At 46.2% G+C, this 16,747-nt stretch carries 11 protein-coding genes; 1 reads left to right on the top strand and 10 read right to left on the bottom strand.

Features of this window, described 5'->3' with window-relative positions; all coding sequences use genetic code 11:
• Window positions 1–17: 17 nt before the first annotated feature.
• Window positions 18–1,649, top strand: a complete 1,632-nt coding sequence (locus B9D94_RS30615) for a recombinase family protein (protein WP_148248672.1) — start codon at window positions 18–20, stop codon at window positions 1,647–1,649.
• 627 nt (window positions 1,650–2,276) lie between these two features.
• Here B9D94_RS30615 and B9D94_RS30605 read toward each other — a convergent pair.
• The 10 genes from B9D94_RS30605 to B9D94_RS30560 all read right to left on the bottom strand — a co-directional run bounded on the left by B9D94_RS30605 (window position 2,277) and on the right by B9D94_RS30560 (window position 16,621).
• Window positions 2,277–4,178 (bottom strand): helicase-related protein, encoded by a 1,902-nt coding sequence (locus tag B9D94_RS30605; protein WP_148248671.1) that lies wholly within the window; start codon window positions 4,176–4,178, stop codon window positions 2,277–2,279.
• 462 nt (window positions 4,179–4,640) lie between these two features.
• Window positions 4,641–5,063, bottom strand: a complete 423-nt coding sequence (locus tag B9D94_RS30600) for a hypothetical protein (RefSeq protein ID WP_036639941.1) — start codon at window positions 5,061–5,063, stop codon at window positions 4,641–4,643.
• A gap of 244 nt (window positions 5,064–5,307) precedes the next feature.
• Complete coding sequence (locus B9D94_RS30595; RefSeq protein ID WP_006213063.1) at window positions 5,308–6,030, bottom strand: response regulator; 723 nt, start codon at window positions 6,028–6,030, stop codon at window positions 5,308–5,310.
• 4 nt (window positions 6,031–6,034) lie between these two features.
• A complete protein-coding gene (locus B9D94_RS30590; protein ID WP_006213064.1) occupies window positions 6,035–7,189 on the bottom strand; it encodes a sensor histidine kinase in 1,155 nt (384 codons plus the stop codon).
• A 45-nt stretch (window positions 7,190–7,234) separates the two neighbouring features.
• Complete coding sequence (locus B9D94_RS30585) at window positions 7,235–9,937, bottom strand: stalk domain-containing protein (RefSeq protein ID WP_148248890.1); 2,703 nt, start codon at window positions 9,935–9,937, stop codon at window positions 7,235–7,237.
• Between the two features lie 454 nt (window positions 9,938–10,391).
• Window positions 10,392–11,597, bottom strand: coding sequence for a methionine adenosyltransferase (gene metK / locus B9D94_RS30580; protein ID WP_148248670.1), 1,206 nt, complete (start codon window positions 11,595–11,597; stop codon window positions 10,392–10,394).
• Between the two features lie 231 nt (window positions 11,598–11,828).
• Window positions 11,829–12,110 (bottom strand): alpha/beta-type small acid-soluble spore protein, encoded by a 282-nt coding sequence (locus B9D94_RS30575; RefSeq protein WP_148248669.1) that lies wholly within the window; start codon window positions 12,108–12,110, stop codon window positions 11,829–11,831.
• 194 nt (window positions 12,111–12,304) lie between these two features.
• A complete protein-coding gene (locus tag B9D94_RS30570) occupies window positions 12,305–12,805 on the bottom strand; it encodes a hypothetical protein (RefSeq protein WP_006213069.1) in 501 nt (166 codons plus the stop codon).
• Between the two features lie 82 nt (window positions 12,806–12,887).
• Window positions 12,888–15,908: an S-layer homology domain-containing protein gene (locus B9D94_RS30565; RefSeq protein ID WP_148248668.1), complete on the bottom strand. Its 3,021-nt coding sequence runs from the start codon at window positions 15,906–15,908 to the stop codon at window positions 12,888–12,890.
• A 368-nt stretch (window positions 15,909–16,276) separates the two neighbouring features.
• Window positions 16,277–16,621, bottom strand: a complete 345-nt coding sequence (locus tag B9D94_RS30560) for a hypothetical protein (RefSeq protein ID WP_006213071.1) — start codon at window positions 16,619–16,621, stop codon at window positions 16,277–16,279.
• Window positions 16,622–16,747: the final 126 nt, after the last annotated feature.

Here is a 16,747-nt window from a genome sequence, read left to right as displayed (position 1 = left end):
GAAAGGTGAGAATACATATGTACAACTTAGAAGGATTACCAGGCGTGCTATACAGCCGGAAATCTAGAAAGGATATTGAAGCTGAAAGGGAAGCGGCTGCCGCAGGGCGGCCTTATGACACTTTAGAAAAGCACCGTGAGGAATTATTTCGTATGAGTCGCCAATATAAGGTTCACGTTGTCGATTTACTCGAAGAGATTGTGAGTGGAGAATACATTGCAGAGCGGCCTAAGATGCAACGTGTCTTGGAAATGTTGGCCGATGGTGAGATTCGCTGGGTAGGTGTTATGGACGAGGACCGTCTTGGCCGCGGTGACAAGATAGACCAAGGACGGATCGAAAGAGCATTTAAAGAATCCGGAGCATACATCCTCACTCCTGGGAAGATTGTGGACCTTCAAGACGAGGCTGACGAGCTCTATATGGACTATAAAGGCATGGGAGCTAGGTATGAGTACAAACAGACCAAGAAACGTCTCCACGGCGGACGTAGGCGCTCTGCAGCTCGAGGAAATTATGTAGGGGCTAAGGCAAACTATGGTTATATTAAAGGGATTGACTTCAAGACAAGATATCCACACTTGATAAAAGAATATGTGGACAATCCTGTTGACATGGGAAATTTGAAACTCTACCCTCATCCGGAGGAAGCACAGTATGTAAAGAAGATATATGAATGGTTCTTAGACGGAGTGACTGTATCAGATATTGTTGTGCGCCTTAATAGCTTGACCCCCTCACCTACGGGAGTCACTGATTGGCGCTACAACACCGTGCACCGTATCTTAAAGAATCCGGTATACTGCGGAACCATCAGATATGGAAACCGACAACACACGAAGCTTGAAACCGGGAAATACCGTACAAAGTTAACGCCGCGCGAGAAAGTTCAAACCGCTGATGATGCTCATATACCTCTGGTATCATGGGAGGACTACGAAAAAGCTCAGAGAATTATAAATGAGAACTACAACCCTCCTATCAATCGAGGGAAGAAGATGGTCAACCCAACAGCCACTTTACTTAAATGCCACTATTGTGGTTTAGCAATGAGCTTCCGAATATATTATTCCGATCCAAGGAGTAACAGAGAACCTATCATTCTCTGCAGGAATCCTCTATGCAAATCTAACCATTCAGTAGCATTTCGGCACGTTGAATGGGAACTGCTTCGTCAAATTCAGAATTACTATAAATCCATCCAATCCGATCCTTCGTTTCGTGGAAATAATGGATCTTCGGATGATTTAATAACCAATTATCAAAGACAGAAATTATTGATTGAAAAGCAAATGAAGGAAACGAGGTCTCAGCTCGATAACACACATGATTTATTAGAAAAGAAGGTATATACAATAGAGGTGTTTTTAGATAGACAAAAGACACTTACAGAGAAAGTCACCAAGCTGCAGGATGAACTAGACGTTCTTGAGGATTCAATTCAAAAAGAGAAAGACTTGGCCAGTAAACGAACCAACATGATTCCTAAGATACACCATGTTCTGAGTGTTTACGAGACATCATCTATCGAGGAGAAAAACAAACTACTGAAATCTATCATAGAATTTATTTATTTTGACAAACCCGAAAAAGGAGGGTCTCGGAAAAAACCTGTTTTCAATCTAATGGTCGTTTGGAAGACTGTCTAAAAGAATGCCGCATACACCCTGGTATTTATATTGTGCTAACCACTCCCTCATCTGCGCATCGTAGGTCACCGCACTTCGGTTCAAAATAAAACTTCTTTTGCTCATGCTCATTCCAAACCTATTGCAGTCTGGACAACCAATCCCCCGTCCGCATTGCAGGCATCGGGGGTTAACGATCCAAGGGATTTGCCTGGAACAGCCATAGCATATCCCTGGAAGCTCTCGAGCAAGAGAAGCGCTTTTACCACAAGCGAGACAGGTTTCGTTCATCGGCTTGAGCAAACGATGCATATGACCAAGCAGTTTGGCGAAGACGTCTGACATCAAATACGACAGCCCCTCTCCTTTTTGGAATGGTAAGTTGGATTTATTTACAGATACAAGAATTTTCAATAGATTAGTCAACCGTACTGCATAACATCCGATGGTTACTCCAGAGAGTACAGTCTTTCTACAATCACTATAGCAATCCTGAACTGAAGATCATGAAGTGTATTCCAACTACAGCCCTCACAGTTTAAGACATCCAACAGTCATCGTCACCATATTCCGACAAAAACAGCGCCAGCCTACACGCTTAGAGTTCCTAAGACTCCATGGACAAAATCCGTCCCTATTCCTTGATCCCTACTCACTCGACAATTGGTCGAATGATCGTAAATATCCGCCTTTACCGGCGATTCGGTTCATTGCCTTGATTTGCCGAACGGCCGAGCTTTGGCACCGAGTCCACTGGGGTGCTGCAAATACCACCCGCCCTGCCGGATCATCCTTGGATCGACCCGCGCGACCAGCCATTTGAATCAAAGCGGCCTCATCAAAAAGCTCGCTGTCTGCATCCAAAATAAACACATCACTCTTGGGAACCGTTACTCCGCGCTCGAGTATCGTCGTTGTCACCAGCAAACGAATCTCGCGGTTGCGGAAGGACATCACTTTGCTTGCCCGATTCGGATCGATGGATGATGTCCCTTCAATCGGTGCATTGGGAATCGCCTTGCGGAGCAGCTCCAGAAAAGGCTCGATATGCTTAATGCGGGATACAAACAGGAACACCTGAGCGCCGCGGGAAAGAGATGCACTTAAATTACGAACCAAACCCGGGGGAAGCTTCTTTTCTTGCAAGCATCGGTTCACTGTGGGAATTTTAAGCTTATGTGGAACAGGCAGCGGATGACCATGAAAACGCGCGGGTACTTTAGCATGAGGCAAACGGCCTGCTGCCGCCTCCCGCTGCAACGGCGCTGGCGGGGTGGCTGACAGGTAGATATATTTCCCTCCTGCTTTGCAAGCCCCCTTGGCCGCATAATCCAGCATCGGATCATTATGATAAGGGAATGCATCGATTTCATCGATAACCACCAGGTCAAAAGCTCCCCTAAAACGCAGAAGCTGATGCGTCGTTGCCAGCGTGATGCTCCCCCGCTTCCACCGATCCGGACTTCCTCCATATAGCGTAACTACCGTCTCCTCCGGAAAAGCCTTGGATAAACGGGGCGCAAGTTCCAACACCACGTCCCTTCTTGGCGCAGCGACCAACACGCGGCCACCTACGTCCAGAATAGACCGCAAAAGCGGAAAGATCATTTCGGTTTTTCCGGCCCCGGTCACCGCCCAGATGAGAAACCGGGCGAGCCCCGCGGAGCCCCCTGCGGGCGACTCCGCCAAAAACTGCAGCGCAGCGCCTGCGGCGGCGCTCTGCGCTGCGCTAAGCCCCCACCGGCCCAAGGCCACGGTGGGGGCACCTCCGGCCGTGCCCCGCACGGCCGACCCTGCTGCGCCATGCAGCAGCAGGGCACAAGCGCGGCTGCGCCCCATGGCGAGGCAGGCCTCGCAATAGGCGCAAGCCGCCGAGCCGCACGCGGCGCATGCCGTGCGGCTACGGGCCTCGCTGCCGCATCGCCGGCAGCGGGGGGCCACGGCCCGGCGGCGGAGCCAGCCGGGCGAATGGCGCGGGGCGGGCTGTGCCAGTCCCGCTTCCAAGCGCAGGCGGCCCAGCAGGACGCCGAGCTGGGCCGCGGAGCGCCAGTCGCCGGTGTCCTCCCCGGCGACCTCCGCCAACAGAGCCTCGACCTCGCCTGCAAGCAAGGCTCGTCCTTCCATACACTGAATCAGCAGCTCTGCCTGCTGCATCAACACAGCTCCATGTTCAACAGTACTTCCCATCTCCATCAAAGACCTTATTCGAGCTCCATTCAACAACTGTATCTCTTTGAACAAAGCGCCCCACTGAGGCCTGCTGACTTCAGGCTCTTGAAGTAAAAACCCCCTTAATCCAAGGAGTACATAGTTCTGCCACTCTCGTACACTCCACTCATTCATTTCATTGATGGATCGAAATTCCTCGTGAATTTCAACAGCCCAGCCTAGCGGCATCTGGGAGGACAACAATACAAATATCGGATTATTTGCACTCTCATCCAACCATCGCTTCTTTCCATACCACCACTGAAAATCCACCCGCAGATCTAAGGAGAAACGACATTCCCATTTCTCGGATGTGCGAATGGCATATATAGCAATCTGCACGGACATCAACTCCAATATCAAGAGATATAAAGCGGGTAAAGGTCATGTGACTGATACCGTACTAGTAAGTTTAAGAAAGCCCATGTACCTTTCCTTTTTTCATTGCTTTCAATTGCTATCAGTAGAGAACTAAGTTAGACAACATATCTAATTCCATTAGAGAGAAACATGATCATGAAGATGGACAGCCGATATTCACTCAAACAACTCGGCCGTTTCATATCTACAGCTGCACCTCCGTGCCAGGATCGTCATATCATCAATAGCTCCCCTTTTCGATGTCCTTTGTCGGATCCTGTCACAATATGTTTTTTTATAAACACCAACGCACAATCCTATCCTCTAACAACTTTTTTGAAAAAACGCAAAAAGCACACCTCTCACCTACGCGGTCGGAGTGTGCTTCACGCCTTCAACAATATGAATATGATCCTGGGAGCTGAAACAACAACTTTTTGATGTCTAACCCTGTACATAAGGAATCTGAACTGCCTCCATCGGATGCCTCAGATCGATCCGTATCACTTCATCTTCATTCGAATCTGCATCGGGTTCCCGTGATGCCTGACCATCGGATCTCCATGTCCCGTACACCAGTTCGATTCCGGACAAATGAGTCAGTCTTTGGACAATCTTCAGCGTATCATCATAAGACTGGTCATCAAGGACGGTGACACGCACACGCGTCCCACTCAGCAGGGCATACCATGAAAGGGCTCTTAAATACCATTCCACCTGCCGCTCATGGTTGGACGTGATCAGCACATAATGCCTGCGCCGCCCCGTGCCTTCACCGGCTCTTCTAAGATGACGGGCATGCACGATATGAACCAGAGCAACAGCGATCCCGTACACCGCGAGTATCCACAGCAATTGGGCAACCATGAGACTCACCTCCTTCTCTTATCAACAATATATGCTGATCAGGAGGGGACGGTGACAGTTATGTAACCAGAGCCCACACTAAACTTGACGGGAACGGCTCTAACACAATACACAGTTAGAATGTTGTTCTTGTTGCAATTATTGAGCTCGCTGAAAACTTATATGCTCTATAATATAACAAAAAGGAACCGCCCTTGGCAGTTCCCTCCCTATGTAAGACGCGTCCGTGCATTCGGATCGGCGATTACAACGTCACCCAGCCATATTTGATCGAGTTGATAACCGCTTGCGTACGGTCGTCCACTTCCATCTTCTGCAAAATGCTGCTGACGTGGTTTTTTACAGTTTTTTCACTAATGAACAGGTATTCTCCAATCATCTTGTTGCTCTTGCCTTCGGCCATTAGTCTGAGCACTTCCGCTTCGCGCCTTGTCAATGGGTTATTCTCGCCTGCCACAAACTTGACTCCCGCTTCGCGCGTACCGCTTTCCGCCATAGCGCCTGCTTCGTTTACATAAGTCATCCGACGAAGCTGTTGAATCAGCTTGCCTGTTACTTTTGGATGGATAAATGCATATCCCTCATGTACCGAACGGATCGCGTTAATCAGTGACTCGGCTTCCATATCCTTCAGGAGGTAACCGTTAGCTCCTTTGCGGAGCGTTTCAAACACATAACTTTCGTCGTCATGAATCGACAGTATGATAACCTTGATCTCAGGAAACATTTCACGTAGTTTCTCGGTCGCTTGAACACCGTTCTCTGTTGGCATGTTAATATCCATCAGCACGATGTCCGGTTTCACTTCGTTACAGAATTCAAGCACTTGAATTCCATCACCGCATTCACCGATGACGTCAATGTCGTCCTCCATATTCAGTATCCGCTTCAGACCCTCCCTAAACAGCTGGTGGTCATCGGCTAATAATACTTTAATAATCGCGTTCTCTTTCTCCATATGTTCCATCCGATTACTCCTTTCTCTTTTCTACGTTCGTCGGGATATGAATCACGATCTTGGTTCCCTGGTTCTCGGCTGAATCGATCTCCATTCTCCCTTCGAGCAGTTCAACCCTCTCCCGCATGCCAATTAACCCAAAGTGGTCCCTGCTTTTCTGTTCCAGCAATTCGACATTGAATCCCAGGCCATTGTCCTGTACAACGATTTTGACCAATTGCGCCTGGTAAGTAATCTCAACAAGCACATAAGTCGGGTAAGCATGTTTTGCAGCATTCGAAAGTGCTTCCTGCACCAACCGGTAGATGGCCGCCTCCATCGCAGAAGAGAGACGATGCTCTTTCCCCCGTGTCTCGAAGATCGTGCGGATTTTCGATTTCTCTTCATAATCATGCACATATTTACGCAGTGTGGGGATTAATCCTAGATCATCGAGTGCCATTGGACGCAGATTGAAAATGACTTTTCGCATTTCCTCCAGGCTCGAGCGAACCTGGCCCTTCAAATCTACTATTTCGTCCTGCACCATCTTAAATTCCTGCTTCGCGAGCATTCTTTCTACAATTTCCGTCCTAAGAACCAGATTAGCCAGCAGTTGGGCAGGACCATCATGAATCTCTCGGGATATGCGTTTCCGTTCTTCCTCTTGTGCCAGAATAATCTTCAGGCCAATCACCTGTCTGTTTTTCGCAGATTCGATGATTCGGGAAACCTGGCCCAGTTCTCCGGACAAGTATTCGAGCACCACGCCCATCTGAGATCCAATCGATTCTGCACGCTCCACCGAGTTCTCTACATTACGAACCCGCTTCTGCAGCTCGTCTCGTCTTGCCTTCAGATACATTTCCTTCTCCCGGTAGATCATGAGGTCAAGCTGAAGCTGCGTTGCTTTCTCATACGCCTGCTTGATATCCTCTTCCTTGTACCGGACAAAATCCCGGCTAACCTCGGTCAGCCGGATCCGGGAACGGCGATAGTTCAGCTCTAGCTGATCTACCTTCTCTAAAGTTTCCGTCGTTTCTTTTAATGTCCGCTGCAGTTCATGATTGAGAGACGCGAGCTCCTGCCGCGACGCCTCCAATATTTCGAACATCTGGTATTTGCTGTCCTCCATCACTTTGATGGCGTTTTTTATGACACGGTCGATGGCATCGGCTTGATAATCCACGCACTCTACTCCATTTCTAACGTTTCATATACATATCATACCATATCATGATTCGATCGTAACGGTCTTCGTGTTCTTGTCCCATTTTACTTTAAGGCCTAATTGCTCGGAAACGAGACGAAGAGGGACCAAAGTCCTACCACCTTGAACCATCGGTGCGACAGCCGCCGAACTGCGCTTACCGTTCAGGATGAATTCCTTCTTGCCTACCGTCAGTTCCATGAGCATACCGCCTCTCAACACACCTACCCGCTGAGCGGATTGGTTCCATGTTGCTTGCCCGCCGAAGGCATCTAGAACATGCTTAATCGGAACGTAGGTGGTTCCATTTTTCAAGATTGGCGCCGAATCAATTGCCACTTTGGAACCATTCAGCACGAGTGATTTTTGCCCAATAGTCATGACTGCTTTTCCAGTTGGAAGTCCTTCATTCCCTGATTGGGAAGGCATCATGAACCTTATATCGTCAAAAGATACTGAACCCGTCAAAGCGCGCTCATCCTGACCTTCTTCCACGTTGACCACATACAGTCGCTTCATCTGCGCTGGGAATGCAATGTTATATCCACTCAGATCCATGCTCAGAGTCTTCCAGCCGCTCCAATCGATTGCTTTCGCCAGATCCACATATACGGTTTTTCCGTTATTGTCTTTCAGTTCAGCGCGCAGCCAGTTCAGACTATTATCTCCTTCCACATCAATCGTCATGGACGTTGCTTGTGCAGGAATGGATTTCCCGGCTGTGCCGTTCAATTCCGCGTATGCGTACATTTTCTGTCCTAATCCACCTGTCATATCATAGGACAAATTCAAGACCTTCGAGTTTGCTTTTGTTCCGCTGCCATTTTTAATTGCTGCAGTACCGGTAACTGCTGGCACATTCGTGGTGAACTTCACAGGGTAACTCACGTTCTCGAAGTTCTCCCATGTGCTCTCTCCTGCAGCGGATAAAATAACAACTGTGCTAAAGCCGTCATATCGTGCGATAGCATAACCGACCTTCGTATTGCTGTTGACGGAGGATACCGTCAGACGTCCGTCTTTTACACTTCCTTTAAATCCGATGAACTCCCATTTCAGTGCGCTGCTCGGCACTTCCAGGCTCTGACCATTGTTCGTTACGGCCGTGACCGGTACGGAAACGCTCGTTCCTGCCTGCAGCGGAGCACTCGACACGCCTGTGGTCAATGCGGCGATATCGTCCGCACCTAACACCTTAACTTGCATGGTAGCTTTTGTGCTGCCGCTTACTGCCGTCAGAGTAGTTGTCCCCGGCTTGGTTGCCTTGATGCTTTGTCCGTTGACGGCCAGATTGCCGTTGCTGGCTTTCCAGGTAGGCTTAATGGAGCCGGCTTCTATAGGGTTATAATAGGTATCATAGCCTTTCAGTTCATACGTACCCATCTGCCCGATGAGCAGGGTGTTGCTTCCGCTTACCGTCAGACCTTTCAAGCTGCCCTTGGGTGCCGTTGAGAACACCCCAAGCGAGTTTACAATGCTGCGCTGCGTCGTGCCATATTCCGTGTTGAAGGTAAGCTCGGTATTGGTCTCGGCCAGTGGACGGTTGACCATCGTCGTCGAGCCGCCCCCGTCAAGGTTCATTCCCTTCCATACGCCAATCTTGGTCATGAAATCCTGCAGCTGCTGAAGGGTCATCCCCTTGCTATTGTCATTGCTCTCCGTAGCAATCAGATAGGCGTAACGTCCGTCTTTGGAGTAACCTACAGCTGTACGTGCCCGGCTTCCTCCAATCGAATTCACGTTTCTTGAGAATGACGTCGCCTTGCCGTTATCAACCAGAATGGTATGGCCGCCAATCATCATTTGAAGTGTAGTTGGGTCCAGTTCCTTACCTGATTTTTTGGACACCAGCGCATAATTCGCGTCCAGCTTTTGGCCGACAGCCAGATTTTTTTTCACGAACTCTGCCGCAGCTCCATGGGTTCGCAAAATAAAGCTACCTTCCGGTATCGCTGTGGGCAATCCCGCCATCACTGAAATATCCGTAATGACGCCGTCCGTTACCATAACCTCCGTTGGCGTCGTCGAGCTGTTCTTAGGACGCTCAACCGCCTTCCATGCACTTGTGTAGATATAAGCTGTATTCGCATGGCTATACGTTGATCCGGTACCTTCTGGCGCATAGGAGACTTTGTTCATGCCCGCAAGCGGGAATGAAGCTCCATTCTCAGCCGTAACACTCCCCGAGAATGCAAACTCGTCCAGAATCGGCGTTCCATCGTTCGTTACACCAAAAGCGTACATGCCTTTCAGATCAGATGGCGTTGACATCAACAAACCACTCGATATTTGAGCACCCATCGGAGCCCCTTCGCTGCCGGTATTAAAAAAATCACCGTTAATCGCAGCAACCGCGCCGTTCTCCTTCGCCATTCCGCCCGTGCTTTGTCTCGTTGTAAATTGATTTCCTTGCCCTGTCATGACATCCAGTTTCACGTATTTGTTATTGAGATCCACGCGGATGACATTGGCTAGCGATTTTCCCCCAGTGCTGTTAATGTACTGATATTTCATCAGAACCGCACCGGAAGTAATGATTTCTTCACCTAGTTTCTTGGCTGACGCGGATGCCGCATGAGCTACAGATGAAGACGATAGATTCTCTATAACCGGTATTCCGTTGCTAAGCGCAGGGCCTACCCAGATAACCCCTGCCAGTGTAATAATCAACCATTTTTTGCCTACGCCTGATTTCTCAGTCTTCAGTGTTTTCCCCTGACTAACCATGTAATCGTAACTCTCCCATCTCTCGTTCAACACGGATGCCGAACATTTAAAGTCTCTAATTAATAGACTTCATTTTTGAGAAAAAGTTACGATTTTGTTATAAAAAAAACACTTTCGCGTATCTTACATCAAGTTCTAGCAAAAATGTAGTAGCATTTTTTGAGAGTGTATGTAATTCAACCCTATGTTACTATAATTTCATCTAAAAGTAACTAGTTTGTCATAAACTATATTCCTCTTTTTCCAATAAATTATTAAAAAAAGCTGATACCTATAATAGGCATCAGCTTTATAATTATTTCATTTTTGTAATAAGTCTGCGTCGGTTAATAGAGTAATGCTCTATTAATGAACGAATTAGCAGATATATAAGCAGTCGCTGACCATGATTTACTCTTCGAAAAGATGCCAAGGTTCGTAACTCAGCAGTTTAAAACTTTTCCAGATACGAAACTTAGTTCGCTGCAGCTTGTTCCTTCAAAGCTTCCACTTTATCTACGCGCTCCCAAGGAAGATCCAGATCGGTTCGTCCAAAATGGCCGTAAGCAGCTGTTTGCTTGTAGATTGGACGGCGAAGATCGAGCATATGGATAATGCCAGCCGGACGCAGATCGAAGTTGCCCCGCACAAGCTCCACCAATTTCTCTTCACTTACTTTACCAGTACCGTAAGTATCAACACTAATCGAAACTGGATTTGCTACACCGATGGCGTAAGCCAATTGAATTTCACACTTGTCCGCCAGACCCGCTGCAACCAAGTTCTTAGCAACGTAGCGAGCCGCGTAAGCAGCGGAGCGGTCTACTTTTGTAGGATCCTTACCGGAGAATGCACCGCCGCCATGACGAGCGTAGCCGCCGTAGGTGTCGACGATGATTTTACGTCCTGTCAGACCGGCATCCCCTTGAGGACCACCGATAACAAAACGACCTGTAGGATTAATGAAATATTTCGTTTCTGCGTCCAGCAGCTCAGCTGGTACCACAGGAAGAATGACTTGTTCTTTGATGTCCTTCTGGATTTGCTCCAGAGTTGCTTCTTCAGCATGCTGAGTCGATACAACAATCGTATCTACACGCACTGGTTTATTGCCATCATACTCAACCGTTACCTGGGTTTTACCATCTGGACGCAGGTATTCCAGCGTACCGTCTTTACGAACCTCAGACAAACGACGAGCAATACGGTGGGACAATGCAATTGGAAGAGGCATCAGTTCTGGCGTTTCGTTAGTTGCAAAACCAAACATCAAGCCTTGGTCGCCAGCACCGATGTTCTCGGTCTCCTTGTCCACTTGGGAAGGATCACGATTCTCCAGTGCAGCGTTTACCCCCTGTGCAATATCAGCAGATTGCTCATTCAGCGATGTCAGCACCGCGCATGTATTGGAATCAAAACCGTATTTTGCACGGGTATACCCGATTTCCTTCACGGTATTGCGTACGATGGATGGAATATCCACGTATTCTGATTTGGTGCTAATTTCTCCAATGACCAAAACAAGACCCGTTGCCACGGAGACTTCACAAGCTACGCGTGCGTTGGGATCGTTAGCCAAAAATGCATCGAGTACCGCATCGGAAATCTGGTCACAGATTTTATCCGGATGTCCTTCAGTTACGGACTCAGATGTAAATAAACGTCGCCCTGTTAAAGACATGAGATCAACCTCCCATATGAATAGTATATGATATATCAAGAGGTCCTACACAAAAAATGAACCTTTTCCTATCGGAAAAGGTTTGAAATGTACAATCCTCAACATGCATATTAACTTATTTGTTACCAGGTGTCAATCCAGTTAGTGAGCTGATTCTCAAGGATTTTCTTGGTTTTTCATATCGAAGTTATTCAAGAATAAGTTCTTACCGAAATTATGAAAAACCTACAGTCATCCCAGAATGCTTTGCTCGGCGTTCTGAACCAAACGCTTGGTAATTTCCCCACCAACAGATCCGTTCTCACGGGATGTCAAATGGCCCCATCCAGCACGGCGACTAGAGGATCCCCCTCCGATGGCTCCAAGTTCTGAACCAAATTCCGTATCCGCTCCATTTGAGCCGCCGCCGTAACCAACATGCAATCCAAACTCAGCTGCGATCTCATATTTCATCTGTTTCAGCATTTCACGGCATTCGGGTACCACTTGACGATTTCGACTGCTTCGTGCCATGTTCAAACACCTCCTGTAATGGTATTTACAGAAGTTATTATTTGTCGAGATTACAGCCTCCACACGTATAAAACGTTGTCACTAATGGCAATAATTATGAGTAGGACTATACTGAATTAAAGTCCAAATTCTCTGACATGCCTCTTGAAGGATGAAGCAATATCAGCAGGTACCTAACGCACACTAGTCGTTCGCTATTTAATGGTGTAACCGCCGCGTACCATGACAATCAGATTGCTGGTTTGCCCTTCTTTCACCTGAATGCCTCGGCCTTCACGTGGAAACGAGAGCAGATGATTCTTAGGCGCAGCTTGTCCATTCAACAGATCTTTACCATCTGTAAGGTCTGCAACGCCACTGGAGACTTCAGTGTAAATCACAGCATTACCTGAACGCACAATAAATTCTGTTCCAGCATCGGCAATCAAGATCTTACCAGGTTTCAGAGCAACGTTCTTGACTTCATCAGCACCTTGCGATGGCTGAGTTGGACTCGTTGCTCCACCACCGCCATTGAGTGCTTGCTGGATTTGTTGATCAACGTAGCTCTTGGTGACTACCGGGTCGTCAGTGGTGCCAGGGGTTGTGCCTGCGCCGTCGGCGGGAGTGTTGAGGATGGAGCCAGCTCCAATCCCGATAGCTAGCACTAAAAATGCGGACAGGATTTTCATCTTGATCATTTTTTTGTTTTTCATACTGCACCTCTTCATTATCTATAAATTTAAAAGAACCCTTACCTTTGAGGTAAGGGTTCTAATAAGGCATTACAGATACAGATTAGTTAACGCGTGCTGAAACACTAAAGTTGTCAGCTGCATTTCCACTTTCATCTGTGAGGTACAAACCGTCTGGGTTACCTTTCAGTTCTACCTCAAGCAAAGCATTTGCAGGAGCTGCATTATCAAGAGTAATTACCAATTGATTTCCGCTTACACTTGCAGTGTAATCAGTCAAGTCAACTGGGTTACCATTTACACGGACTACAAATGTAGCTGCAGTTTGAGCAAGTTTAAGGCTTTCTGTGAAGTTAATTCTTACTTCAGTTGCAGTTGCAGCAACTTGTTTTGTACCATTGGAATTTTCAACAATAGATGGTTTAATTTTGTCAGCAACATCTTTGTTGACCGCTGCAATCTTACGACCATAGTTATCTACAGTATGCAGATCAGCTGAGCTTGTAGAAGTAGTTCTCAATACTACATCACCTGTGTTAGCAGGAAGATCTTTAGTAAGATTGAACTCAACAGTTGTTTCACCGTTTGCAAAACCTTTATTTGTTACGGAGAAGCCATAAACATCAGTTGGTACGGATGCAGAATTGATTGCGAAGTCACGTGAATCAACATATCCCAACTCACCTTTAAACTTAGCAACAATTGTTCTTGCACCTGTAGCATTCACATCACCGATAGCAACGCGAGAAACTTCTTGTGCTGTCAGATCAGTAACACTTCCAGTTGTGTTTACATAGTTCCCGTTAAGGTCAGCTACGTTGACCACACGGATCTTCTTAGCAATAGTATTATCACTGAAGTTAGCATTCAGATCATCTTTATTTACAGTAATTACAACTGTATTAGCTGTGTAAGAAGTGATCGATGCATTTGCTGGAATTGGATAATAAGTGCTTCCAACAACATAGTTGTACTTGTTAACATCAAGCGCATTACCTTCACCAGAAGTTGCTACGTTTCTGTCAAACTGCACATAAATGTTGTATTGGTCATTTGCGGAATCAAGAGTATACCAAGCAGCAGTAGTTTCGATAGCGCCAGCTTGTGTTACATTGATTTCCACAGTTTGAGGTACCATAGTGTTACCAAAAGCAGTGTTGTCACGGATTCCGGAAATTTCCAGAGTGTATTTACCAGCCGGCAAAGTCGATCCGATAGAAGTCAGAACAGCTTTAGTATTATCTACAGTTCCGTTTGCTTTCGTTGCATATTTAGGAGCGGTAGTTGGGTTACCAGCGCTAGTGAAACCAGCTCCGGAGAACACTGTTCCATCCGCCTTTTTCAGGACAAAGTTACTTCTGTTTTGAATGTCGGATTCTTTAACAGATTTAGAGAATTCAACAGTGAGGGCTGTTGTGTCAGTTGACTTCGCATTGACACCAACAACTGTTGGACGCTCAGTATCTACTACAGGTGTTACTTTAGTTGAACGGTTAGAAGAATTGTTACTGTAATCACTTACAGCTTCAAGGAATACTTCAGTTTCCCCAAGACCCAAACGATTAGCTTCAGTGAAGCTCAAAGTAACTTCATTATCGCTAATGGATACTGTTGCTGGTCTGGAAGTCGAAGTATGATAACCTTTGCTCACCGATTTAATTGGCTCGTTGAAAGTTACAACTACTGTTTGCAGATCTTTAGCAACAGCAGACACAACTTCTGGTGCAACAGTATCTTCAACTACCGAGAATGTGGAACTTGCATTACCAACTTTGAAGTTAGCGAAGTCAGTTACACCCTCTGCTGTCAAAGTGTGTTCACCAACAGCAAGTGGAGTGGAAATAACCACCGAATTCGTAAGGTAACTGTAAGTAATTGTTCCGGAAATCGGTTTACCATCGATACGATAGTTAGCGATATTACCAGCAGAAAGTCTTGTTACAGGCTCGGAGAATTGAACGCGGACAGCGCTTGTACCCAAACCAGTTACTGTTTTCACTTCAGGGATCGCAGTATCATTCACAGAGAAGGATACAGTTTCATTGAAAGTACGGCTTCCATCAGAGTTTTTAACTCCGTTCACTTTCAGATTGGTAGCTTTTTGCTGTGGCAATTTGTTACCATTCTCAGTCAGTGTCAGCGTAACAACTCTCTTGTCTGCAGACAGGGAAGCAGAGTCAACTGCAACGTTGCTGATAGTGTAGTTTTCTTCGTTGGTAGCAGTTTTAGTGTCAACTTCACCATCGAAAGTTACAACCAATTGTTTGTAGTTAGTACCTGCAACGCTTTGAATCTTAGTAGCTGCAGTTACAACCCAAGTCACTTTTTCAGTGTAGTCGTAGTTGTTGTGGGAGAACTTAACTTCTGTAGCTGTGTTAGCTTTCAAAGCTGTTTCCAAAGTTACTTTAACAACTTCGTTGTTAGCAAGTTTGAATTCAACCACTTTACCGTCTTCTTTAACTTCGTAAGAAACTACGGCTGGTTTTTGTTGAGCCAGGTAGATGGAGTAAGCAACGTCAACCAGTTGGGAACGGGAAGCGTTAGCTTTAGGGTTAGCTTTAGCATCTACCAAACCAGAGTTGATTGCTGCTTGAACATAACCTTTAGCCCAGTCAGAAGCGTTGTTGTTAGTTTCTGTTGGGATGTCAATTTTTTGAGCAAGAACGAGAACTTTCGCCATTTCTTGAACGGTGATTTTACCGTTGAAGTCGAAGATCATTTTCGTTGTGTTTTTACCTTCCATCAGACCAGCAGCGTAAACTGCTTCTACATAAGGAGCTGGCCATTTGTCAGCTTTGTAGTTTTTGTCTTTGAAAGATGCTTTACCTTCGATTGGCTCAAGACCCATGATACCAACCAAGACCTTAGCAAACTCAGCGCGAGTCATGTCTTTGTCCAGACCAGCAGTTCCGTCTGGGTAACCAGTGAAGATCCCTTTTTCTTTCAGTACATCAAATTTCTGTTGTGTGTTAAGCGCATCGTCACCGAATGCAACAGAAGCAAACATGGAGAATGCCATTGCTGTAGACAGTGCTACGGATAAAATTTTCTTCATAACCTTTTTTTCTCCTCCTTGAATCATCACTTGATTATTTTCTTTAATTTGGTAGCTCTTATCACTCATTTGTCCTGCACCTCCTTTCTCGAGTTGAGCATAAATCATAAATGATGTCTGTGACGATATCACAGAATCTTGTTAACGAAAGAACACTACATACTAGAATAGATTCCTAATCCTACCTAGGTATTATACAACGAGTCCCCAACACCGTAAAGAACATTTTTCTAATTAATAGACAAGTTTCTTGTTTCGGATAATCTTGGTTACCTCATTGGGCTCTACATTATAAACGTTTGAATTTCCAAAAAGTTGCGGCTGTTGCAAAGTTTTTTTTAAAATATTTTCCGGAGTTTCATCACTTCGTATAACAATTGTCCATTTACATATAACGACAACAAAAAAAGACGCCCTCTGGGCGCCTTTGTTGAATACTAGCGAATCTTCATAGCAAGCTGGATGATTCGTGCTCGCATTTCCGGGTTACTATGCAATGTACTGTACATCATGTCAATTTCGGATTTATTCGTACGATATGTCTTATCATGTTTAATTGTAGTGTGTGACCATTGGATCAACGCATTCTCAGCCGCTGTCATTTCGTTAAATGAATCATGAAAGCCTGTCTCAACAACGAGTCCCTCCATGACTTCCTGAGTTATCTCATCATGAGCGGCACGAGCCAGCTCAATTTTCTTCTCCATCACTTTGGCTTTTTCCTCGAACTTGGTCTTCGCCTTCATGTAGTCGAGCTGCGCTTTTGATAATATCGGCTTCATAAATTCATCTTCACCCTCTAAAAATAGTATGTGCTCCCGCTATTGTAGCGTATTCTACATGAAATTACAAAACAATAGATATTGGTAAACGTTTTCGTGTACCCTAACAGCACCCATAAGATCTTG

Source organism: Paenibacillus sp. Cedars, assembly GCF_003184205.1.
GTDB lineage: Bacteria > Bacillota > Bacilli > Paenibacillales > Paenibacillaceae > Paenibacillus_AQ > Paenibacillus_AQ glucanolyticus.
The sequence above is the reverse complement of the archived record's forward strand: the minus strand, read 5'-3'. Positions and strand labels throughout refer to the sequence as shown.